Annotated in this window: 19 protein-coding genes; 7 read left to right on the forward strand and 12 right to left on the reverse strand. The window is 67.1% G+C overall.

Translation table 11 applies throughout. From position 1 onward, the window contains the following. Window positions 1-43: 43 nt before the first annotated feature. From FHR94_RS05385 to FHR94_RS05405, 5 genes are all read right to left on the reverse strand, one after another. Window positions 44-1,345: a TRAP transporter large permease gene (locus tag FHR94_RS05385; RefSeq protein WP_183324603.1), complete on the reverse strand. Its 1,302-nt coding sequence runs from the start codon at window positions 1,343-1,345 to the stop codon at window positions 44-46. Next, complete coding sequence (locus FHR94_RS05390; protein ID WP_183324604.1) at window positions 1,342-1,962, reverse strand: TRAP transporter small permease subunit; 621 nt, start codon at window positions 1,960-1,962, stop codon at window positions 1,342-1,344. The genes FHR94_RS05385 and FHR94_RS05390 overlap by 4 nt, the downstream gene beginning before the upstream one ends. Before the next feature lie 92 nt (window positions 1,963-2,054). Further along, window positions 2,055-3,125, reverse strand: coding sequence for a TRAP transporter substrate-binding protein (locus FHR94_RS05395; protein WP_183324605.1), 1,071 nt, complete (start codon window positions 3,123-3,125; stop codon window positions 2,055-2,057). A 10-nt stretch (window positions 3,126-3,135) separates the two neighbouring features. Continuing rightward, window positions 3,136-3,909: a FadR/GntR family transcriptional regulator gene (locus FHR94_RS05400; protein ID WP_183324606.1), complete on the reverse strand. Its 774-nt coding sequence runs from the start codon at window positions 3,907-3,909 to the stop codon at window positions 3,136-3,138. 195 nt (window positions 3,910-4,104) lie between these two features. Further along, entirely contained in the window at window positions 4,105-4,713 is a 609-nt protein-coding gene (locus FHR94_RS05405; protein ID WP_183324607.1) for a ubiquinone biosynthesis protein COQ9, read from the reverse strand. 156 nt (window positions 4,714-4,869) lie between these two features. Between FHR94_RS05405 and FHR94_RS05410 the strand changes: the two genes are divergently transcribed. Together FHR94_RS05410 and FHR94_RS05415 are read left to right on the forward strand one after the other, a co-directional pair. Beyond that, entirely contained in the window at window positions 4,870-5,778 is a 909-nt protein-coding gene (locus tag FHR94_RS05410) for a complex I NDUFA9 subunit family protein (RefSeq protein ID WP_183324608.1), read from the forward strand. Window positions 5,779-5,834: 56 nt separating this feature from the next. After that, entirely contained in the window at window positions 5,835-6,812 is a 978-nt protein-coding gene (locus FHR94_RS05415; RefSeq protein ID WP_183324609.1) for a ribose-phosphate diphosphokinase, read from the forward strand. A 63-nt stretch (window positions 6,813-6,875) separates the two neighbouring features. Here FHR94_RS05415 and FHR94_RS05420 read toward each other — a convergent pair whose 3' ends face one another. From FHR94_RS05420 to FHR94_RS05435, 4 genes are all read right to left on the reverse strand, one after another. Next, window positions 6,876-7,802 (reverse strand): hypothetical protein, encoded by a 927-nt coding sequence (locus FHR94_RS05420; protein WP_221188371.1) that lies wholly within the window; start codon window positions 7,800-7,802, stop codon window positions 6,876-6,878. 334 nt (window positions 7,803-8,136) lie between these two features. Beyond that, entirely contained in the window at window positions 8,137-9,252 is a 1,116-nt protein-coding gene (locus tag FHR94_RS05425) for a CapA family protein (RefSeq protein ID WP_183324610.1), read from the reverse strand. Between the two features lie 72 nt (window positions 9,253-9,324). Then, window positions 9,325-9,831 carry an Hsp20/alpha crystallin family protein gene (locus tag FHR94_RS05430; RefSeq protein WP_183324611.1) on the reverse strand — a complete coding sequence of 169 codons (507 nt, stop codon included), beginning with the start codon at window positions 9,829-9,831 and terminating at the stop codon, window positions 9,325-9,327. 140 nt (window positions 9,832-9,971) lie between these two features. Next, window positions 9,972-10,412 (reverse strand): nucleoside deaminase, encoded by a 441-nt coding sequence (locus tag FHR94_RS05435; RefSeq protein ID WP_183324612.1) that lies wholly within the window; start codon window positions 10,410-10,412, stop codon window positions 9,972-9,974. A gap of 165 nt (window positions 10,413-10,577) precedes the next feature. On the opposite strand from FHR94_RS05435, the gene FHR94_RS05440 reads away from it, so the two are divergent. Both FHR94_RS05440 and FHR94_RS05445 read left to right on the forward strand, forming a co-directional pair. Then, window positions 10,578-11,168 carry an NADPH-dependent FMN reductase gene (locus FHR94_RS05440; RefSeq protein ID WP_183324613.1) on the forward strand — a complete coding sequence of 197 codons (591 nt, stop codon included), beginning with the start codon at window positions 10,578-10,580 and terminating at the stop codon, window positions 11,166-11,168. Between the two features lie 72 nt (window positions 11,169-11,240). Next, a complete protein-coding gene (locus tag FHR94_RS05445) occupies window positions 11,241-12,983 on the forward strand; it encodes a M14 family metallopeptidase (protein WP_183324614.1) in 1,743 nt (580 codons plus the stop codon). Here the strand turns inward: FHR94_RS05445 and rloA3 are convergent. Both rloA3 and FHR94_RS05455 read right to left on the reverse strand, forming a co-directional pair. Beyond that, window positions 12,980-13,543, reverse strand: coding sequence for a retropepsin-like aspartic peptidase RloA3 (gene rloA3 / locus FHR94_RS05450; RefSeq protein WP_183324615.1), 564 nt, complete (start codon window positions 13,541-13,543; stop codon window positions 12,980-12,982). The two genes, FHR94_RS05445 and rloA3, sit on opposite strands and share 4 nt — an antisense overlap. A gap of 110 nt (window positions 13,544-13,653) precedes the next feature. After that, window positions 13,654-15,666: a CocE/NonD family hydrolase gene (locus FHR94_RS05455; protein ID WP_183324616.1), complete on the reverse strand. Its 2,013-nt coding sequence runs from the start codon at window positions 15,664-15,666 to the stop codon at window positions 13,654-13,656. Window positions 15,667-15,782: 116 nt separating this feature from the next. On the opposite strand from FHR94_RS05455, the gene FHR94_RS05460 reads away from it, so the two are divergent. Continuing rightward, on the forward strand, window positions 15,783-17,816 hold the full coding sequence (locus tag FHR94_RS05460) for a CocE/NonD family hydrolase (protein ID WP_183324617.1): 2,034 nt from the start codon (window positions 15,783-15,785) through the stop codon (window positions 17,814-17,816). Between the two features lie 2 nt (window positions 17,817-17,818). On the opposite strand, the gene FHR94_RS05465 is transcribed toward FHR94_RS05460, so the two are convergent. Next, the gene (locus tag FHR94_RS05465) at window positions 17,819-18,844 is read right to left on the reverse strand and encodes a D-alanine--D-alanine ligase family protein (protein ID WP_183324618.1); all 1,026 of its coding nucleotides are present in this window, start codon (window positions 18,842-18,844) and stop codon (window positions 17,819-17,821) included. 277 nt (window positions 18,845-19,121) lie between these two features. Here FHR94_RS05465 and FHR94_RS05470 point away from each other — a divergent pair, with 277 nt between their 5' ends. After that, window positions 19,122-19,985, forward strand: a complete 864-nt coding sequence (locus tag FHR94_RS05470) for an SHOCT domain-containing protein (RefSeq protein WP_183324619.1) — start codon at window positions 19,122-19,124, stop codon at window positions 19,983-19,985. Window positions 19,986-20,147: 162 nt separating this feature from the next. Beyond that, the gene (locus FHR94_RS05475) at window positions 20,148-21,110 is read left to right on the forward strand and encodes a zinc metalloprotease HtpX (protein WP_183324620.1); all 963 of its coding nucleotides are present in this window, start codon (window positions 20,148-20,150) and stop codon (window positions 21,108-21,110) included. Window positions 21,111-21,148: the final 38 nt, after the last annotated feature.

Consider the following 21,148-nt stretch of genomic DNA (forward strand, 5'->3'; position numbering starts at 1 on the left):
CTCGGAAATCGGGGAAGCGCCGCCGGCCGTAGCCGGCGCGAGATCACACCAGCCACATGGCCAGGTTGGGCCAGAACAGCAGCGCGAACAGCACGCACAGCTGCAGGGCGATAAACGGCAGCAGCGAGACGAAGATATCCTTGAGGCTGATCCCCGGTGGCGCCACGCCCTTGAGGTAGAAGGCCGCGGGACCGAACGGCGGCGACAGGAAGGAGACCTGCATGTTCACCGCGAACAGGATGCCGAACCAGATCGGGCTGTAGCCCAGCTGTTCGACGATCGGCACGAAGATCGGCAGCGTCAGCATCGCCACCCCGATCCAGTCGAGGAACATGCCCAGGACGATCAGGATCCCCATCATCACCAGGATGACCACGATCGGCGCCACGTCGAGCCCCAGGATCATGCCCGAGATGAAGCGGTTGCCGCCCATCAGGTTGTAGACCCCCACCAGCGCCGCGGCACCGATGCCGATCCAGATGATCATGCCGCAGGTGACCAGCGTCTGGCCCAGGCTGCCGTGCAGGGTCTTCAGCGAGAACTCGCCACGCGCGACCACTGCCAGCAGCACGCCGAACACGCCCATGGCCGCGGCCTCGGTGACCGAGGCCACCCCGCCGTAGATGGTGCCCAGCACCAGCATCGCGATCAGCCCCGGCACGATGATCGCCTTGAGCGCCTGGCCACGGGTGGCGAAGCCCTCGTTGCGGTCGGCCTCGGTCATCGGCGGGCCCATCGCGGGGTTTTTCATGCAGCGCACCAGCACGTAACCGATGTAGGAGAGCATCAGGATCACCGCCGGGGTGATCGCTGCGGTGAACAGGTCGGCGATCGACTCCGAGGCGATCAGCCCGTAGATGATCAGCACGATGGACGGCGGCATCATGGTGCCGAGCGCCCCGCCGGCACACACCACGCCGATCGACAAGTGCTTGTCGTAGCCCAGGCGCAGCATCTGCGGCAGGGCCAGGATCCCCAGCAGCACGATCTCGCCGCCGATGATCCCCGACAGCGCAGCCAGGAAGAAGGCCACCACGATGGTCTGCACCGCCACCCCGCCGGGGAGCCGGCCGGCGAACACGCGCATGGCGTTGAACAGGTCCTTGGCGATCCCCGAGCGGTCGAGCAGCGAGGCCATCAGCACGAACATCGGCACCGCCACCAGCGAGTACTCGGTGACGAAGCCATAGACCCGACTGGTGACCAGCGGCAGGGCATTGGGACCGAACCAGCCGAAGGTGAAGGCCAGCGCCACCAGGCCGGTGATGAAGGCCAGCGGCAGGCCGGTGACCAGCAGGGCGAAGATCGCCCCGACCAGCAGAATCGTTCCATCGGCGATCGTCATGACGCGTTTCCTTCGTCGTCGGTGGTGGGCCTGGCGCGCAGCGACTGGATCATATGGATGAAGGCCTGTACGCACATGATGATCAGCGCGACCATGATCACGCCCTTCACCAGGGCCGGGAACGGCGGGTTCCAGGCGGTGCCGGAACGCTCCAACTGCCACTCGCCGAGCGGGTTGTGGGAGGCCTCCCAGAACATGGTGTAGGCGGCGTAGCTCATCGCCAGGCAGAAGGCGAAGGTGACCAGGTCGTTGAAGCGGTCGAGCCACAGCCGGAAACGCGGGCCAACGCTGTCGTAGAGCACGCGCACGCGGATATGGCGGTTGCTGGCCAGGGCCGCCGGGCCGCCCAGGGCGAAGCTGACCGCGACCAGCATCACCACGCTCTCATGGACCCAGGAGGTCGGAGAGCCGAAACCGTAGCGCATGATGACCTCATAGACGCTGATCACCATGGCGATGAACACCAGCCAGGCGGCGCCGCGGGCGCACCACACCACGCCGCGGTCGAAGGCGCTGCGCACGGGGTCCGGCTCGGGTTCGGGCTCGCCGGCAGTCGCCGGGACGAGCTCATCCTCGCCCGGCGCGACATGGTCGTCGTTACGGGATTGGGGAGACATGGGATTTCCTCTATACGATGAAGACGTCAAGGCTCGCCAGGACGAACGGCGAGGCCTTATCCGGCCTCGCCAGTCGCTGCGAAATCAGCAACTCAGGACTGTTCGGCAGACGCCTCATCACCGGCGGAGGACGCCTCCTCGGCCTGCAGCAGGTTGTGGTTTTCCAGGTACTGGACCACCGACTCGTAGAATTCCTGGGTGATCTCGTTCTTCTCGGCCCAGGCCGCCCACTCTTCCTTGGCGATACTGCGGAACTTGGCACGCTCCTCGGCAGGCAGGTCGATGATCTCGATATCCGGGTTCTGCCGGGCTTCCCGCACCGCTTCCATGTCGCGGGTCTTGAGTTCGGCCACCATCTCGTAGGCCAGGGCATCGACGGAGGTTTCCAGGATCGCCTTGAGGTCATCGGGCAGGCTGTCCCAGATTTCCTTGTTGAGCGATACGGCCACCATCGGCAGCGAGTGGAAGCCCGGGTACAGCGGATAAGGGGCAAACTCGTGCAGCCCCTGGGCCTGATTGGTGGCGAACACGGTATAGTCCGCGGCATCGATCACCCCCTTCTCGAGGCCGGTATAGACCTCGGAGCCCGGCAGGTTGACCGGGGTGGCACCGGCCTTTTCGAAGACGTTGTAGACCATGCCTTCCGGGGCACGCAGCTTGAGTCCCTGCATGTCCTCGACGCTGCGGATCGGCTTGGTGGACGGCAGCGATTCCAGGCCGGTCGCCGCGGCACCGACCAGGTGCAGCCCATAGGGTTCGACGAGCGTGTTGTAGAGCTCCTCACCGCCGGCATTGTTCATGTAGTCGAGGAAGTCATAGGGGTCGCTCCAGGCACCGACCAGATTGCCGATCATGCCGAACGCCGGGTTCTGGCCGGTGAAATAGCTGGGATCGGTCAGGTGGCCCTGCAGGATGCCGGACCGGACGGCCTGCAGCGTCTGGTTGGCCTGGACCACCGCCCCCACGGGCAGGATCTCGATGGCGATGCGTCCACCGGACATCGTCTCGACATTGTCGGCCCAGGCCTTCTTCATCTCGAATTGCGGCTCACCGGACGTTTCCGAGGTCTGGAAGGTCCATTCGTATTCGGCCGCCTGGGCGTTGAAGGCCAGGGCGCCGAGGACGGCAACGGTGAGGGTCTTGAGCGGAGTAGGTGCAGACATGTGAAATCCTTTAATCGCTTGTTGTAGGAGATTCGATGATGGGGAGTCGGCGGGTCAGGCCCTCGAGGCCGAGATCCCGCCCGGTGCGGTCAAGCACCGCCAGGGCCGCCTGGGCGGCCTGTTCGGGCTGGCGCAGGCGGATCGCCTCCATCACGCGGCGATGCCGCTCCATGCTGTCATGAAGTTCATCGGCACTGTGGTTGGAACGTTCGACCAGCAAGGCGATCGCCGGCTTGAGCACATGGCTGATCTGCGCCCAGACCAAGTTGTGCGACGCGGCGAAGATAGCCTCGTGGAAAGCCACGTCGTACTCGTCGTGAGACCGCCCGCACCAACATAGGTCGTCATGCTCGATGGCGCGAATCATGCCCTCGTAGGCGGTCTCGATCGCCAGCAGGTCGGCGGCGGTGGCATGCTCGGCGGCCAGCCGGGCGACGAAGGGTTCCACGGCGACCCGGAAGGTGAAGATCTCACGCTGGATGACCGGATTGGGATGGGCAAAGCGCGCCATCCAGGCACTCACCCGCGGATCGAGTAGGTGCCATTCCTGCAGGGGGCGGACTCGGGAGCCCTGGCCGGAGATGCGGGTCAACAGCCCCGCCGCCACCAGGACCTGCAACGCACTGCGCACCGTGCTGCGGCTGACGCCGAAGCGCTCGCAGAGATCCAGTTCTTTGGGCACGAAATCCCCCGGCGAATACTCCCCGCTGAAGATGGCCTCGGCGAGGACGTCGGCGATATCGGGACGCGCCGTGCGGCGGTCGGTGTCGGTGGATCGGGACATGGTCGTCTTTCCGAAGCGTGGCGGCCCTTGTCGGACCCTATGTCATCTATGTCGGACATAGGGTCTAGCAAAATCGGACTTACTGCCTTTAGACTTTGGTCTCGAGCCTGCTTCCGTATAGAACTCGCCATGGCGTCTGAGGCACCGCATCATTTCCCCCGGCGAAGCTCTTCTACTCCTTCAGGACGGCGACGCTCACTCATCCCAATCCAGCCATCGGGCAAGCCGCTTCAGGCGCCGATGCAGGAAACACCGCGTGTCCTGCTGCCCCGACGTGGTATCGCCTGACCAGCATCGCAGGGTGGCGAGGAAGAGGGCGCTGAGTGCGAGTTCTTCCCGCTGGGCGCGACGACTGCCATAGGGGGCCTCGAGGCAGGCCGCCTGGCGCCACCACTGAATAAGCCGCGACAGCTCGAAGATCATCGGGACCCAGGTATGCGGGTGCGGTGGATGCGCCTTGGTCCTCAGCATCTGCGCGGTGATCTCGCGGTGCGGCGCCAGGGCATCGAACCAGGCCAGCAGGCAGTGCTCGAGGCGGTCGCGCGCCGGCCAGTCGGCGAAGCCGCCGGGCGGGTCGGCGAGCATGGCCGCCAGCCCCCGACGGAACCAGGCATCGGCCACGGCATCGAGGTCGCGATAGTGAGCGAGGATGCGCGAGGCGGGCACGTCGAGCCGAGCCGCTACTTCCGTCAGCCTCACTGCCTCCCAGCCCTGCGTCTCGGCGATGACCAGGGCGGTCTCGAGGATGGCGTCGGCGAGGTCCGAGGTCGCCTGGGGCGTAGGGTGCACAGGAATCATGGCCATGATCATCGCTCCGAGGCTCGCGCCTGGCGCCACCGCGGGATCCAGGCTCCTCTTCTCAGGGTAGACACGAAACGGCGTCGGATGACGACGTTTGCGGCCTGAAGCCAGTCAGGCACAATCGTCGTTACCCTTATGCAACTCGACAGGATCAGCGTCATGCCCGATCGACCGGTCACCGTCTTCGGCGGCACGGGGTTCCTCGGCGCCACCCTGGTGCGCGAGCTGGTGGAAGCCGGCCGCCCGGTGCGGCTGGTCGCCCGACGCCCGGCGCGGCCGGCCTGGGCCGAGGCCGCGGATCCGCTGGAGCTGGTGGCCGCCGATATCCGCCGCGACGACGCGGTGGCCGCGGCGCTCGACGGCGCCGCGGCGGTGGTCAATGCGGTGAGCCTCTACGTCCAGACCCGCCGACTGAGTTTCGAGACCATCCACGTAGAAGGCGCCGGTCGTCTGGCACGGCTGGCCCGGGAGGCCGGCATCGAACGGCTGATCCATGTCTCGGGCATCGGCGCCGATCACACCTCCCCCTCGGCCTATGTGCGCGCCCGCGCCCATGGCGAGGCGGCGGTCCTCGAGACCATGCCCCGCGCCATCATCGTCCGTCCCAGCGTGCTGTTCGGTCCGCAGGATGCCTTCCTCGGGAGCCTGGCGGGCCTGACACGGCTGCCGGTGATCCCGCTGTTCGGCCGGGGCGAGACACGCCTGCAGCCGGTGCATGTGGTGGACCTGGCGCGCGCCCTCGCTCGCCTGACCGGCGAGCCGGGGACCCCGCGACGGCTGTTTGAGTTCGGCGGCAGCGAGGCGATGACCTATCGCCAGATCCTCGAGCTGGTGCTTGCCCACCTGGGACGCGAGCGACCGCTGCTGCCAGTGCCCTTCCCCGCCTGGCGGGTGCTGGCCGCCTTCACCGGGCGGCTGCCTAACCCGCCGCTCACCCGCGATCAGGTCATTCTGATGAGCCGCGACAACGTGGTCGGTGACGGGGTCGGTACCTTCGATGACCTGGGGATCGCTCCCCGTTCGCTGCGGGAGAGCCTGCCTAACTGTCTGACGCCGACCGGTCGCTGATCAACGGCCGTGATGGTGCTCGGCAGACACCCGCCAGACCGTCTATGGTGAAAGTTATGAAGCTTTTCACTCTTAATGCCAGCCGATCCTTCGGCGAGAGCGTGGCCAAGGCGCTGGGTATCTCGCTGGCCAACCACGAGGAGCGCGAGTTCGAGGACGGTGAGCACAAGGCACGTCCGCTGGAGAGCGTGCGCGGTGAGGACGTCTACGTGCTGCAGTGCCTCGACGGCGTTGGCAACCAGAGCGTCAACGAACGGCTGTGTCGGCTGCTGTTCTTCCTGGGGGCCGTCCGCGAGGCCGGCGCGGCACGCGTGACCGCCGTGATCCCCTACTTCGCCTACGCCCGCAAGGATCGTCGCACCAAGTCACGCGACCCGGTCACCTCGCGCTACATGGCCATGCTGCTCGAGGCGATGGGGATCGATGCGGTGATCACTCTGGACGTCCACAACCCGGTGGCCTTCCAGAACGCCTTTCGCTGCCGCAATGTCACCCTCGATACCCGCCGCCTGTTCACCGACCACATGCGTGAGCGCTGCGCCGACGGGCCCGTGGTGGTGGCCTCTCCCGACCCGGGCGGCGTGAAGCGCGCTCAGGGCTTCCAGGAGATGCTCGGGGCCGTGCTCGACCGCGAGGTCGGATCGGCCTACATGGAAAAGCGCCGCAGCGAGGGCAAGGTCAGTGGCACTCTGCTGGCCGGCGAGGTCGATGGTGCCACCGTGCTGGTGGTCGACGACCTGATCAGCTCCGGCGGCACCCTGCTGCGCGCCGCCGAGGCATGCCTGGACCGGGGGGCGCAACGGGTTTTCGGCCTGGCCGCCCACGGCCTGTTCGTCGGCGATGCCGACCGCGTGATCAGCGATCCACGGCTGGAAAAGATCGTGGTCACCGATACCGTGCCGCCGACACGACTCGACGCGCGCATCGCCCGCGAGCATCTGGAGGTAGTCAGCGCCGCCCCGCTGTTCGCCGAAGCCATCCGCCGCCTCCATGAAAACGGCTCGCTGACCGAGCTCCTCGAAGGCCCGGCATGACGGCCCGAGGCACCATCGACGCGCGTCCTGATTGTTGTTCGCCAGCCCCCCGTCTCGTTCGACTCACCGAGCCGGAGCGGCGTCCAACTCACGGCAGGCCTGCTGCGCAAGGGCCAGATACTGCCTGGCTCGTGGCTCCCACTTGTCCGGGTTACGTGGGTTCGGCTCAAGCAGGTGGGCGAGCGTCAACCGCGCCCGCAGGCAGGCGCGGTACGCCGTATAGAAGGCCAGCAATCGCCTGCCGGGTCGATCCCCCAGGGCGCGGGCACACTGCCTGATGAGTTGCTCGCCGATCCAGGCGGCCCCGAGTCGGTCGCACTCGAGCCCAAGAAAGCTCAGTTCATCGAACGGATCTACCAGGCGCAGGGGCCGGCTGAATTCGAGGCAGTCGATGACCACGGGGGGGTCGGTCAGGCAGATATGCTCCGGCCGCAGGTCGCCATGGCCCTCGACGATCCGCCCCCGATGCACGCGATCACCGAGCAGGTTGGGTTCCTCCGCCAGCAGTCGATCGAGCCGGCCCAGGACGGCCTGCACTCTCTCCGCCGACAGCGAGAATCGTGAATCGTCGAGAACCTCCCGATTCCTATCGTGTTCGCGAGCGAAGTGTGCCAGGTATGTTTCCACCGGCATCGCCACCGGCTCGCGGTCGCGGTAGAAGGCGGCGAGCCGGTCGCCGACCCGAGCGATGCGCTCGCGGGTGACGGTGCCCTCGGCCAGGGCCACATCCAGCAGTTGGTGCTCGGGAAGTCGCTTCATCACCACCAGCCAGTCGACCACCGACTTGCCCCCCAGCGCCAGGCGGCCCTCCGCGTCGAGGCCCAGTGTCTCGACCCCGAGATAGACGTCCTCGGCCAGGCGGCGGTTGAGCCGCACTTCCTCGCGGCAGAGGAACTCCCGGTCCTCGAGGAAGTGACAGTCGCGGTAGCTGTACTCGACGGGCTTCTTGAGCTTGTAGACCCGTTCTCCCGCCAGAAAGACCCAGGCCATGTGAGTCTCCCTGACATCCACCTTCCCGTCGAATCCGGGGTAGGCCGCTGCCGACGCGAGAAACGCGACCTTGTCCCGAAGTGGGACATCGTCAACGTCAGCCGCCGGGTCGCTGGATGGAGGCTTGGCCATGGGTGGTCCCTCCCAGTGCACTACTTGAGTTTCATACTTTCTTGTCGAATGCCGACTTCCGCTGCATCGATCCACTGCCGCCTCGGTTGGCTCGCCGCCAGCCTCGACCTTCGTGGCCGCACGCCGGGTAGACGTACTGCAGGCCATCGTCATCGGTGAAGTCGGAGGCGCACTCGGGGCAGGGGGGCAGGTCGTTCAAGCGTCAGTGCCACTCGAGACATAGGTGGCCTCGGGCATCACGCCGCACCCCGGTGCCGAGTGGCCCACCCTCCCGGTCGAGGAGGCGACACAGCCAGGCGACATCCTCACCCGAGGCCCGGTTCAGACGAAAGTGTCGGCGTTGCAGGGGCACCAGCGTCAACCGCACCAGGATCCCGTCGACGGTTCTCAGGGTGGGAAAGTAGAGCAACGCTAGGTCGTCGCGGAATTGCTCGTGGCCGGTGATGCCCTCGTAGTCGTTGATGAGATCGCCACAGCCATAGAGGATCAGCTTGCCATGGTGAACCTCGATACCCCGCACATGGTGGGAGGAATGGCCCCATACCAGATCGACCCCGGCCTCGTCGATGAGCCGGTGGGCGAAGGCACGGTGCGCCTCGGGAATCTCATAGCCCCAGTTGCTCCCCCAGTGCAGCGAGACCACCGCCACTTCTCTCGGTTGGCGCCCGTTGGCGACCTCATCCCCGATGGCCCGCAGCGCCTCGGATGATAGTTCGGGCAGCACGTTGATTCCTGGCTGCGTCTCGCTGGCCGCCCAGTCGAGCGGCACGCCACTGCAGGGCAGCCCGTAGGCGAGCAGACGCACGCTGCCGCCCGGTACCGCGAAGCGCTGCGGGACGGCCGCCTCGGCCCGGTCGCGGCCGGCACCGACCTGGGGTATCCCGGCCGCCTCCAGCACCGTCAGGGTCTCGAGCAGTCCCTCGCGGCCCCAGTCCAGCACGTGATTGTTGGCCAGCACGGCGCCATCCACCCGGGCCTCGGCAAGCACGGGCAGATTGGCAGGATGCATGCGGTAATTAATGCCCTTGAGCTGGGCATCGTTGCTGGTGGTAACGGCTGTCTCTAGGTTGATCAGCCGCAGATCGGGAGCCTGACGGTCGAGCCATGCCAGGGCGTCGCCCCACACGTAGGGAAAGTCCACAGGATAGGGAATGGGGCCGGTCACCCGCTCGGCCAGCGCGACATAGCCGGTGGCCGAGCGCATGTAGCCCTCGTGGAGATGCGGGGCACCGGGATGCGGCAGGATCTGGTCGATCCCGCGGCCCGTCATCACATCGCCTGTCAGCCACAGTGTGATCTCGCTCCGGTCAGCGCTCATCCACCACCTCGTCATCACCCCGATCCCGGCAAGGGTGAACCGTCCTGCCAGAACCGGGGTGGTTGGGTCGGGTCACTTCACCTCGACCTTGCGCCGAGTGGCCTGCTGGAGCTTGGGCAGGACCAGCTCGAGCAGACCGTTCTTGAAGGAGGCGGTGGCCTTGTCGGCATCGACCTCGCCGGGCAGGGGCACCGTGCGGGTGAAGGCGCCGCGTGAGATCTCGGAATAGTAGTACTCCCCTTCCTCCTCCTGGGTTTCCTGGCGTTGCTCGCCCTTGAGGGTCACCGCCGTATCGGTCACCGAGACGTCGAGGTCCTCGCGCTCAAAGCCGGGAATCTCGGCACGCAGCACCACCTCATTATCCCGGTCGATGACATCGATCTTGGGCACCTGCCCCTCGAGGGCCGCGAAACGCTCTCGCAACGGCTGCTCCCAGTGCATGGGGTGCCGCCAGCCACGCTCGAAGAGACCGTCGAGCAGGCGTTCGAACTCCCGAAACGGGCTGACCGACCGTGAGGCCGGCTCCCGTGGAGCGTCACGGGTGGCAGGGGGGGTCTCCTTGGAAGATTTCTTGGCCATGAGGATCACTCCTGACGTGGACGGATGGGTTATCGGCACGCCGGGCAGCCGTGCACTCTCACGCTACCGCGCGCCGTGCACCTATCATCAAGCGTAGTACAGGCCCCGCGCCTGGAGGACGCGCCCGCCTTCCTGTTCTGTTACACTTGGCCGATGTCCTCGTGCCACAGCTCCGGCGAGGCCGCGATGAACGCCTCCATCAGCGCGATGCACTGCGGGTCCTGCAGGATCTCCAGTTCGACGCCGCGCTGACGCAGCAGCGCCTCGTCCCCCTGGAAGGTCCGGTTCTCGCCGATCACGACCTTGGGAATGCCATAGAGCAGGATGGCCCCGCTGCACATCGGGCAGGGCGAGAGGGTGGTATAGAGCACGGACTCGCGGTAGACCGACGCCTCATGCCGGCCGGCATTCTCGAGGGCATCCATCTCGCCGTGCAGCACGGCGCTGCCCAGTTGCACGCGGCGGTTGTGCCCCCGGCCGAGGATCACCCCCCGGTGAACCAGCGCCGAGCCGATGGGGATGCCCCCCTCCTCCAGTCCCCGGCGGGCCTCCTCGTAGGCGGCCTTCATGAAGTGGTCCATTCGTTCCCTCCCGGCATCATGCGTGTAGGCTCAGCCTACGCTGTCCCATCCGGCCCCTGCCAGCCCGACCAGCTCCTCCACGGCAGGTGCCGGTCAGTGCGGGGATTGTGTGATGGACGCCCCACCCTCATCCTGACAGGTTGGTACTGGTAGCAGGAGTCGAACATGACCGACCGTCTTCCCCACCCCCGTATCCTGGTCTTCGCGGGCAGTATCCGGGCCGGCTCGTACAACAAGCGGCTGGCGCGCCTGGCCGCCGAGCGCATCGCAAGGTCAGGCGGCCATCCTACCTTCATCGACCTGCGCGACTATCCCATGCCGCTCTACGATGGCGACCTGGAGGCCGACCAGGGGCTGCCCGAGAATGCCTTGGTGTTGCGCTGCGGCCTGGCCGATCACGACGGCCTGTTGATCGCCTCGCCGGAATACAACAGCTTCATCACCCCGCTGCTGAAGAACACCATCGACTGGCTGACCCGTCCCCACGAAGGCAAGAGCGGCCTCGAGCTGTTCAAGGGGAAATATGCCGCGGTGGTCTCCGCTTCCCCCGGTGGGCTCGGCGGCCTGCGCAGCCAGGTCCTGGCCCGTCAACTGCTCACCCACATCGGCGTGACGGTGCTGCCCGACCAGCTTGCCGTGGCTCGGGCCGGCGAGGCCTTCGATGACCAGGGCCGGCTCAAAGACGAGGCCCAGGGAGAGCAGCTGGACGCCATCTGCCGGCGGTTAGTGGAGACGCTACGCAGCCTTAAGACCTGAAGCGCTTCTTGCGGCACCCGGCGTGGGTTGCACCATACTGGGAACAGAGCATGGCAACCCCGAGGCAGCGGCATGGCCCTGGACGCACTCGATGGCCCCTTCCGCCACCACTACCTGACGCACGAGGCCCTGACCCGCCAGCTCGAGGCCTGGGCCGAGGCCTTCCCCGAGCTGGCCCACCTGCAGAGCATCGGCATGACGCCCGAGGGACGCGAGCTCTGGGTGCTGACCATCGGGCCGGAACCGGAGCGTCGACGGCCCGGCGTCTGGGTGGACGGCAACATGCACGGCACCGAGCTGGCCGGCTCGAGCGTCGCCCTGGCGGTGGCGGAGGCCGCCCTGGCCCTGCATCTCGCCCCCGAGCTGCTGCCCGCCGGCTGGCCCGAGCACCAGTGCCGTTTCCTGCGCGAGGTGCTGTTCTACATCTGTCCCCGCCTGTCACCGGACGGCGCCGAACGGGTGCTCAGGCAGGGTGGCTTCGTGCGTTCCGCCCCCCGCCGCACGCCCGGCACGCCGGCGCGACCCCACTGGCGCGCCGCGGACCTGGACGGCGATGGCCGCTGCCGCTACCTGCGCCAGCATGACGCGGCAGGCGACTTCGTCGAGTCCCCCGACCACCCCGGCCTGATGCTACCCCGCCGGGTGACGGACCCGCCTCCCTACTGGCGGCTCTACCCCGAAGGCGTGATCGAGCACTGGGACGGCATGACGGTTCCCGAGCCCGACTGGCTGGCCGACACCCCGGACTTCAACCGCAACTTCCCCTGGGGCTGGCAACCGGAGCCTGAGCAGGTCGGGGCCGGCCAGGTCCCCGGTGATGCCCCCGAGACCCGTGCCGTCATCGACTTCGCCCTCACCCATCCCAACCTCTATGCCTGGCTCAACCTGCACACCTTCGGCGGCGTGTTCATCCGTCCGCTGGTCGATGCCCCCGACAGCCGCATGGACCGCCAGGATCTTGCCCTCTACCGGCAGCTCGCCGACTGGGGCCAGGCACTGACCGGCTATCCCACCGTGAGCAGCTACGAGGAGTTCTGCTACGAGCCCGAGACCGCGCTGCACGGCGACCTGACCGAGTTCGCCTACCACCAGCGGGGCTGCGTGGCCCAGGTGTGCGAGCTCTGGGACCTCTTCCATCGTCTCGGCCAGCCACGTCCCGCGCGTTTCATCGACCACTACAGCAGCCTCGACCGCGAGGGGATGGCGCGACTGGCACAGTGGGATCGCGTCCACAACCGGCAGCGGCTGTTTGGCGACTGGCAGCCCGTGACGCATCCCCAGCTAGGGGAGGTGGAGGTCGGCGGCCTGGATCCGTGCATCGGCCTGTGGAATCCGCCGCCGGAGATCCTGCCGGCGATCTGCGACAGCCTGTCGGCCTACTGGCTGCAGGTCGCCTGCCTGATGCCGCGACTGGTGATCGAGGCCGTGCACCTCTCACCACTGGGCGCCGGCTACCATGAGCTGGAAGTCACGGTGGCCAACCACGGCTATCTGCCGAGCCACGGGGTGCAGGCCGCCCGTGAGCGGCCCTGGAACACTGGGGTGGAGGCCCAGGCCAGTGCCGTGGGCTGCCGGCTCAAGGCCCCCGCTCAGGCCCGACAGCGCCTGGGGCACCTGGATGGCTGGGGGCGTGGCCTGGGCGACACCGCCCATATGCCCTGGTTCCAGCGCTCCCGAGGCAACAGCCATCAGGCCCAGGCGCGCTGGTTGATCGAGGGAGAGGGCGAAGTGACGGTGCGGGTCGAAAGCCCGCGGCTGGGAAGCCTCAGCCGCACGATTCCGATCGGTGGCTCCCGGGACACGACAGCCTCCTAGATGCCGATGTCCTCGTCGTACTCCTTGTCGTCGTGGGTCTTGAGCGGCGAGTCCTCGTCGCACTCGGGCGAGTGGGTGAAGGTCTGGGTGACGTCGAGCAGGCCCAGCTCCTGGATGGCACGCCGCCCCAGCAGCACCGGATAGTTCATGTCGTCGCGGTCCTCGAGGCTGAACTGCTCCTGGTAGCGAGTACCGCCCATGCAGATCGTCATCAGCACCGCCGGGCGACGGTCCTGGCCGCCGGCCCCGGTCAGGATCAGCCGGCGGAAGACCTTGCGCTCGTATTCCCTGGCGACGACGTCGCCGGTGGCCTCGTCCTCGACCTCGACTTCGAAGCGCACCCACTCCTCGCCGTCGCGCGTGAACTCCTCGATATGCTCGGCGTGCATGGACGAGGTCAGTGCCCCGCTATCGAGTTTGGCCTTGAGTTCCACCCCCCAAGGCTCAAGGGTGGTCTTCTCGACCCAGCCATACACCTCGGGCTCATCGGCAACGACGGCACCGCTCAACAGACAGGCCCCCAGCAGGGGGAACAAGGCGTGACGCAGGGCGGTTTTCATGCCGGCTCCTCGGGTAACGTAGATGAATGACACTGACAGATTAAACAGGCTTCCGATTGGACGCATCGCAGGCATGGATAGTCGACGGACCGGCATGGCCCTTGGACGCCTCAGATATTGTCACGTGGGATGGATTCGTTCCATGTGCGAGAGAACACCCGCTCTCCCCCTTCATAGGCATCCAGGGTGGCATTGAGGTGGAAGTGCGTGGCCGTGGTGGACAGCACCGTACGGGTGGCCGTGTCCACGCGCCAGTCGCCTCGCTCGACGCGGCGGCTGTTGACCACCTCGCCGCAGACCGTGGCGTAGTCGTCGTTGGCGTAACGATAGCTCTCGGTGACATCATAGCCAAGCGTCAGGTCCGGGTCGTCGAGGCGCCAGCAGCCATCGTTGTCGATCACCCTCAGGGTGGCTTCGTTGGTGGCCAGGTTGAATAGCACCGTCCACTCGCGATGGGCGGGCACCAGCAGCGTGGTGGCCGGCCCCGGTGCCATGCGCGGCTCGCCGAGGTCGGGCAAGTCGGCATCCTCCTCCCGCATCGGACGCGACGGCAGCCGCATCCGGCACCCCCCGGGGTAGAGCGTCAGGGCCACCGGAAGCGGCGAGGGCCAGGCCAATGGCCAGTACGAGGACGACACCGCCACCCGGATCCGGTTGCCCACCGGGAAGGCCTGGGCGACATGGTTGAGACGCACCGAGACTTTGTAACGCGCGCCGGGCGTCAGCGGCTCGGGGTGGGCATGGCCGGCACGGTGGCTCAGGTTCAGCAAGCCGTAGGTCACCAGCGTGACCGAGCCATCGGAGGCGATATCGGACAGCCGCACGGCGACCATCGCCTGGGGCCGGTCGGCCGAGAGCTCGAGCTCGACGACGGGCTGGCCGAGGATTTCCACGGCCTCGGCCAGCGGGGCGCTGTCGAAACACAGCGTGCCGCCATCCTCCAGGCGCTGGTCGGTGGGCAGGTCGGTGCTCTCCGAGTAGCTGCACCACTTGCCGGCGAACAGCCCCACGCTCAACGGGCTGCGGATCGACAGCGGCGCCGTGTCGGGCCGCCCCGCGTCGTCGCTCACCAGGCCCGCCGACGACAGGCCATACGTCAGGGTGTGCAGGCGCTCACTCGGCCACTGCGTCTCGGCGACCCAGCGACCGGGACGGTCGTCGCTGATCGGCGAGACGCTGTCCTGCATCCAGGCCCGAAGTAGCGGCTCCTGATCCACGCCATTGTCGATCCCCTTCAGCCAGCGATCCCACCAGCGCAGGCATTCGCCGAGGAAGTCGATGGACGGGCCCGGCCCGCCCAGATGAGGATACTTGTGCCCCCAAGGCCCCACCAGGCCCTTGCGCGGGACCGCCAGGTGCTGCATCAGCCGGAACACGGTATTGCAGTAGCCATCGGCCCAGCCGCTGACCGCGAACACCGGGCAGCGGATCGCCGCGAAGTCCTCGCAGACCGAGGCATGACGCCAGAAGGCATCGCGACGCTGGTGCGCCAGCCAGTTCTTGAGCCAGAGCCCGCTGCCTTCGAGACGCTGGAACCACAGCTCGCGCCAGCGATCGCCGACGATGGCCGGATCCGGCGGGCAGGCATTGTAGGAGAACATCACCGAGGCCCAGGACAGGTTGTCGGTGAGCAGGCAGCCGCCCATGTAGTGCACGTCGTCGGTATAGCGATCATCGGAGGAGCAGACCGAGATCACGGCCTGCAGTTCGGAGGGCTGCAGGGCCGCCACCTGAAGGGCGTTGAAGCCGCCCCAGGAGATGCCCATCATGCCCACCCGGCCGTTGCACCAGGGCTGGGTGGCGATCCAGCGGATCACCTCGAGCCCATCGTCGAGTTCCTGGGGCAGGTATTCGTCATACAGCACACCATCGGAGTCGCCGCTGCCACGCAGGTCCACCCGCACACAGGCGTACCCGTGCCGAGCGAAGAAGCCATGGACCTGACTGTCCCGGCCGGAGCGGAAGTCGCGCTTGCGATAGGGAATGTATTCAAGAATCGCAGGTACCGGCGCCTCTTCCGCCCCCTCGGGCAACCACAGCTTGGCGGCCAGGTAACAGCCGTCCGGCATGGGAATCCAGACATTCTCGATGACCGTCACTGCCTTCTCGTGTCTCTCCGCCATCTCGCCCCCTCCCGACCCGGGATGCATTGCCAGGCCCGGCCCAATGGCGGTCCTGTCATCGTATATGCTTCAGGATACACCGCCGACAGCGGTGCTTGCCCCTGGAAGGAAGCGCCATGAAGATCGTCCAGCATTTCCCCCGCGAAGTCAGAGTCCTCGAAAATGTCTGGATTCCCATGTCCGATGGAACCCGACTGGCGGCTCGCCTCTGGCTGCCCACCGACGCGGAGCAGGACCCCGTGCCGGCCATTCTGGAGTACATGCCTTACCGCAAGCGCGATTTCACTCGCCTGCGCGACGAACCGCTGCACCGCTACTTCGCGGGCCATGGCTACGCCTGCATCCGCCTCGACCTGCGCGGCAGCGGCGACTCCGATGGCGTGCTCCACGATGAGTACCTGCCCCAGGAGCTCGATGATGCCGTCGAGGCCATCGACTGGCTGGCCACCCAGCCCTGGTGCAACGGCCGGGTGGGCATGATGGGCATCTCCTGGGGCGGCTTCAACGCCCTCCAGGTGGCGGCCCTGCGCCCCGCGCCGCTCAAGGCGATCATCACCATGTGTTCCACCGACGATCGGTATCAGGACGATGTGCACTACCAGGGCGGCTGTTTGCTCAACGAGAACCTCGGCTGGGGATCCGTGCTGCTATCCTGCGCCACGACGCCCCCGGACCCGGACATCGCGGGCGCCGACTGGCGGACGAAGTGGCGGCATCGCATCGAGCAGGTCCCCTTCTACCCGCTGGTGTGGATGCGTCATCCCCATCGCGACGCCTACTGGCAGCATGGCTCGGTGTGCGAGGATTTCGACGCGGTGGCCTGCCCGGTGTTCGCGGTGGGCGGCTGGGCCGATGGCTACGTGAACGCCATCCCGCGCTTGCTGGCCGGGCTGACGGTGCCGCGCAAGGGCCTGATCGGGCCTTGGTCCCACGCCTTTCCTCATGCCGCCCTGCCCGGTCCGGCCATCGGCTTCTTCCAGGAGGCCCTGCACTGGTGGGATTACTGGCTGAAGGGGGTAGAGACCGGCGTCATGGATGAGCCCATGCTGCGGGTGTGGATGGAGGAATACGTGCCCCCCGCGCCGATGCATGCCGAGCGCCCCGGGCGCTGGGTGGCGGAGGAAGCCTGGCCCTCGCCGCGACTCGAGGAAAAGACGCTCTACCTGAACGTGCTGTCGCTGGGCGCACACCCCGACGGCGAGGATCGCATGCGCCTGGCCTCGCCGCAGACCACCGGGCTGACCGCCGGCGACTGGTACGGCTTCGGCTCCGAGGGCGAGGCACCGATCGACCAGCGGGAGGACGACGGCAAGTCCCTGGTGTTCGACGCCGACCCCCTCGAGGAGCGCCTGGAGATCCTCGGTGCCCCCCGCGTCTCGCTGGCCCTGTCGGTCGACCGTCCCGTCGCCTTCGTCATCGTGCGCCTCAACGATGTGGCCCCCGATGGCGCCTCTGCCCGGGTCAGCTACGGCATCCTCAATTTGGCCCAGCGCGACAGCCGTGAAGCCCCCGAGCCCATGACGCCGGGCCGACGCTATCAGATCACGCTCCAGCTCAACGACATCGCCTATGCCTTCGCCCCCGGCCACACCCTGCGGCTGGCGATCTCGACCAGCTACTGGCCGGTGATCTGGCCGGCCCCGGAGCCCGTCAACCTGACCCTCTACACCGGCGCCAGCCAGCTCATGCTGCCGGTGCGGCCACCGCGCCACGAGGATAGCCAGCTGCGGCCCTTCGAGCCGCCGGAACGCGGCCCCATGCCCGAGATGACCACCCTGACGGTGGCCCCCTTCCGCCGGCAGGTGGAGCGTGACCTGACGACCGGCATGTCGACCTACCGGATCTCGACCACCGGCGGGGACTTCGGCGACGCCGCCGTGGCCCGCCTCGAGGATATCGACCTGACGGTCGGCTATACCATCACCAAGACCTACCGGATTCATGACTACGACCCGGGATCGGCCGAGGCGACGGTCGAGCAGATCACCACCCATCGCCGCGGCCCCTGGTCCACCCGTCTGGAATGTCGCACCCAGCTGACCGCGACGCCCCACAGCTTTCGCATACGGGGGCTCCTCAAGGCCTACGAGGGGGGCGACCTGCTCGCCCGCCGGGACTGGGACGAAGAAGTCAGCCGCGACCTGCTGTGAGCTCAGGTGCCGACATCGAGGCCTTGGCGCGAAACCGCGGCCTCGAGGATCAGCCGCAGCAGCTCGTGATAGGGATAGCCCGCCCACTCGGCCATCAGGGCCAGCTTGCCGTCCCAGTACCAGGTGGGATTGGTGTTGACGTCGAGCAGACGCGGCTGGCCATCCTCGCCCTCGCGGAAGTCGAAGCGTGCATAGTCGCGCAGACCCAGGCGCCGGAACAATGTCACGGAATGGTCGATCAACTGGCTCCACTTGACGTCATCGATCTCGGCGCGGCGGAACCGGAGCCTTGCCCAGTAGGGAGAGTCCGGGTCCGCCTTGGAGCCATAGGTGAGGATCGGCGGCAGCGCCGGGTCCAATGCCGTGTAGTCGATCTCCAGAGGCGGCAGGACCGTGAACCCCGTCGCGGGATTGCCCACCAGCCCGACCGTGTACTCGGCGCCGGTGAGGAAGTCCTGGATCAGGGCATCGACGACACCGGGCTGCGCGGCCAGCCAACGCAGGTAGGTCTCGGCCTCCCCCGCCTCCTGCACCACGCAATCCCGGGTGATGCCGAAGCTGCCGCCGCTGCTGTTGGGCTTGATCAGGCAAGGATAGATAGTGGGCAGCACCAGCGGGTCGGCGGCCAGGTCCACGTAGGTCTCGTTGGGCACGGGGATCCCCTGCCCCGCCGCCAGCGCCCGAACCAGGGCCTTGTCGGTGGTCAGGCTGATGCTCATGGGGTCGGCGCCGGTATAGGGAATGCCCAGGATCTCGAGCAGCGCCGGGATATCACGTTCCAGCTCCCAGTGATTGCGGAAGCCGGTATCACATAAGTTCAGCGCCAGGTCGAAGGGCACGGCACGCAGGTCGTCGATCAGCCTGGCATGGTGATCGAGGAAAGTGAAGCGATACCCCTCGAGCTGCGAGAGGGCCGTGTGCAGGTGCTCGACTGCCTCGCGTTCCTCGTCGCCGAAGCGCCCGCCGACGGCATAAGCATACGGCAGCCGAGGGTCGCCCAGCACCACCGCCACTGTCAGGTCTCCCATGGTTTCTCCCCTCACTTCCCCTGGCCTGACACGCCCACTCGGCCCGGGTCCCCATGACCACGCCGATGGCCAAACGTCTTGCGCATCATGCGGAACTAGGCAAAGTATAGCCGTTCTTCTTCGCCATCATGCGGCATGCGACAAAGGCCGTCGGTGATGATATGACACGGGGATCATGACAGCATGAGTACCGTGAAACGGCTTCGCGGCTATCCGGTCAACATCATAGGCTTACGCCCAGCTACACTGATTCACCAGCCACCCGGAGGCCAGGACCATGCACCCCCTCACTCCTGAAGGGCAAGGTATCATCGACGATCTCGCCCAACGTCACGGTTTCAGCCGCGACGCGATCTTGCACATGCTGTGTGCGCTACGCCAGGGCAACGGCAGCATGGCGATGTTCTCGCATCCCGAGTTCGGCGGCCCGGGGCAGTGGATGTACGGCGGCACGCCGATGCTGAGCGATGCTCTCAACCATTCCCTGAGACGCCGCGTGGACGCCCTCTGTCATGAGCTTTCGGAGAGGCTCGCCAACCAGCCAACGCTGCTCGATGGTGGCCACGCACCGCCCCGCGACCCTGGCCACGCTGGGGATCAGGCCACGGCGAGTGGTGACGCCACGTCATGGGCCGGCCCGTTCGCGTCGGCTTCTGATACCCCCTGGTGGCCAGCCGAGCTGGGCACGCCGACGGCCACCGGCAGCCAGGATGGCCTGCGCTATGCCTACTTCGCCGAGGCGCGACGGCTGGCCATTCAGCGCGGCGACAGGGTCCGGGTCCATGACACCGGGGAGCATCGCATCACGGGCATCGCCACGCAGCAGCAGGGGGCAAACAGCTCGGTCACCTTCACTAGCCAGTCCGGTCAGGTCGACCTCGCGAGCCTGCCAGTCATCTCGAGCCATCAGCCCTCGGACACGCGGCCGTCCGCACCGGCGGATGCGCATGCACCGGACTCCGCCGTCTCGGTATCGGACGCCGACCCGGCCTTCCGGCCCGACACGGGATACGCGAGCGCTCCCAGCCAGGAGGCCGAGCTGCTGAATGCCATCGAGCGTCTCGGCGAGCTCAGGGACAAGGGGATCCTCACCGAGGAGGAGTTCACGACAAAGAAGGCCGAACTGCTGAGCCGCCTGTAGGCCAAACTGCCGGTCGATGACGGCATTCGAAGGGGATAGCGCAGGCGGCAGCGTAGTAGACTCCAAGGGCAGGATCCTGTGTTATGACAACCGCGCTTCACCGACGTGTGCTAACCGTGTCATCGCCACCGCCACCTCGTGACGAACGCCATATAGGAGCCTATGTCGATCGACCCCCATCGCCTCTGGCGTAGTCGCCTCAAGAACGGCCTGCAGACCCTGCTGATCCTGGCCAGCCTGGCCTTGGTGGTGGCCCTGCCCGGCTACCTGCTCGCCGGTGGGCTCGGGGTGGTGGCGAGCCTGGTCGTCGTGATGACAGGGGTCTACGCCAGCAGCTGGGTGCCGGCCCGGGTCATCCTGGCCAACGCCGGAGCCGGGCTGCTCGAGCGTCACCAGGCGCCCACGCTCTACCGGGTCCTCGACCTGCTCTATCGACGCGCCGGCCTGTCGGACTCGCCGCAGCTCTTTTACCTGCCCTCTCCCGACCTGAACGCCTTCGCCGTAGGCAGCGGCGATAACGGCGGCATCACCGTCTCCGACGGCCTGCTCCGGACCCTGACCCTGCGCGAGCTGGCCGGTGTGCTGGCCCACGAGGTGAGTCACCTGCGCCACGGCGACACCCGAGTGATGTCCATGGCCGCAGCCATGACCCGGCTTACCCTGTGGCTGACGACGCTTTTGCAGGTAAGCCTGCTGCTGATGCTGCCCTTGATACTGACAGGGGAGATGACGCTGCCTTGGGGGGTATTGCTGGTGGTGGCCTTCGCGCCGACGCTCAGCACCCTGTTGCAGCTCGCCCTCTCGCGGAACCGCGAATACACCGCGGACCTGGACGCCGTGACCCTCACCGGCGACCCTGAAGGGCTGGCGTCGGCGCTGGCGGTACTGGAGCGCCACCATGGCCGCTGGCTTGCCACCCTCTTCGGCCGGCAGCCCCCGACCGATGTGGAGTGGCTACGCACGCATCCCCCGACCGAAGAGCGCATCCGCCGGCTGATGGCGGCCGGCCACCAGCACCCTCCTCTGCACTCGCATCTCGACGAGGAGCACGTCCAGGCGCCCCCGGAGATCCTTGGGTATCCCAACCCGATGGACAGGCGCTACTGGCGCCATCGACGACGCTGAGCCGGCGTCCCCGATCATTCCTTTTCCCCAGACAACAG

This window comes from Halomonas cerina (assembly GCF_014192215.1).
GTDB lineage: Bacteria > Pseudomonadota > Gammaproteobacteria > Pseudomonadales > Halomonadaceae > Halomonas > Halomonas cerina.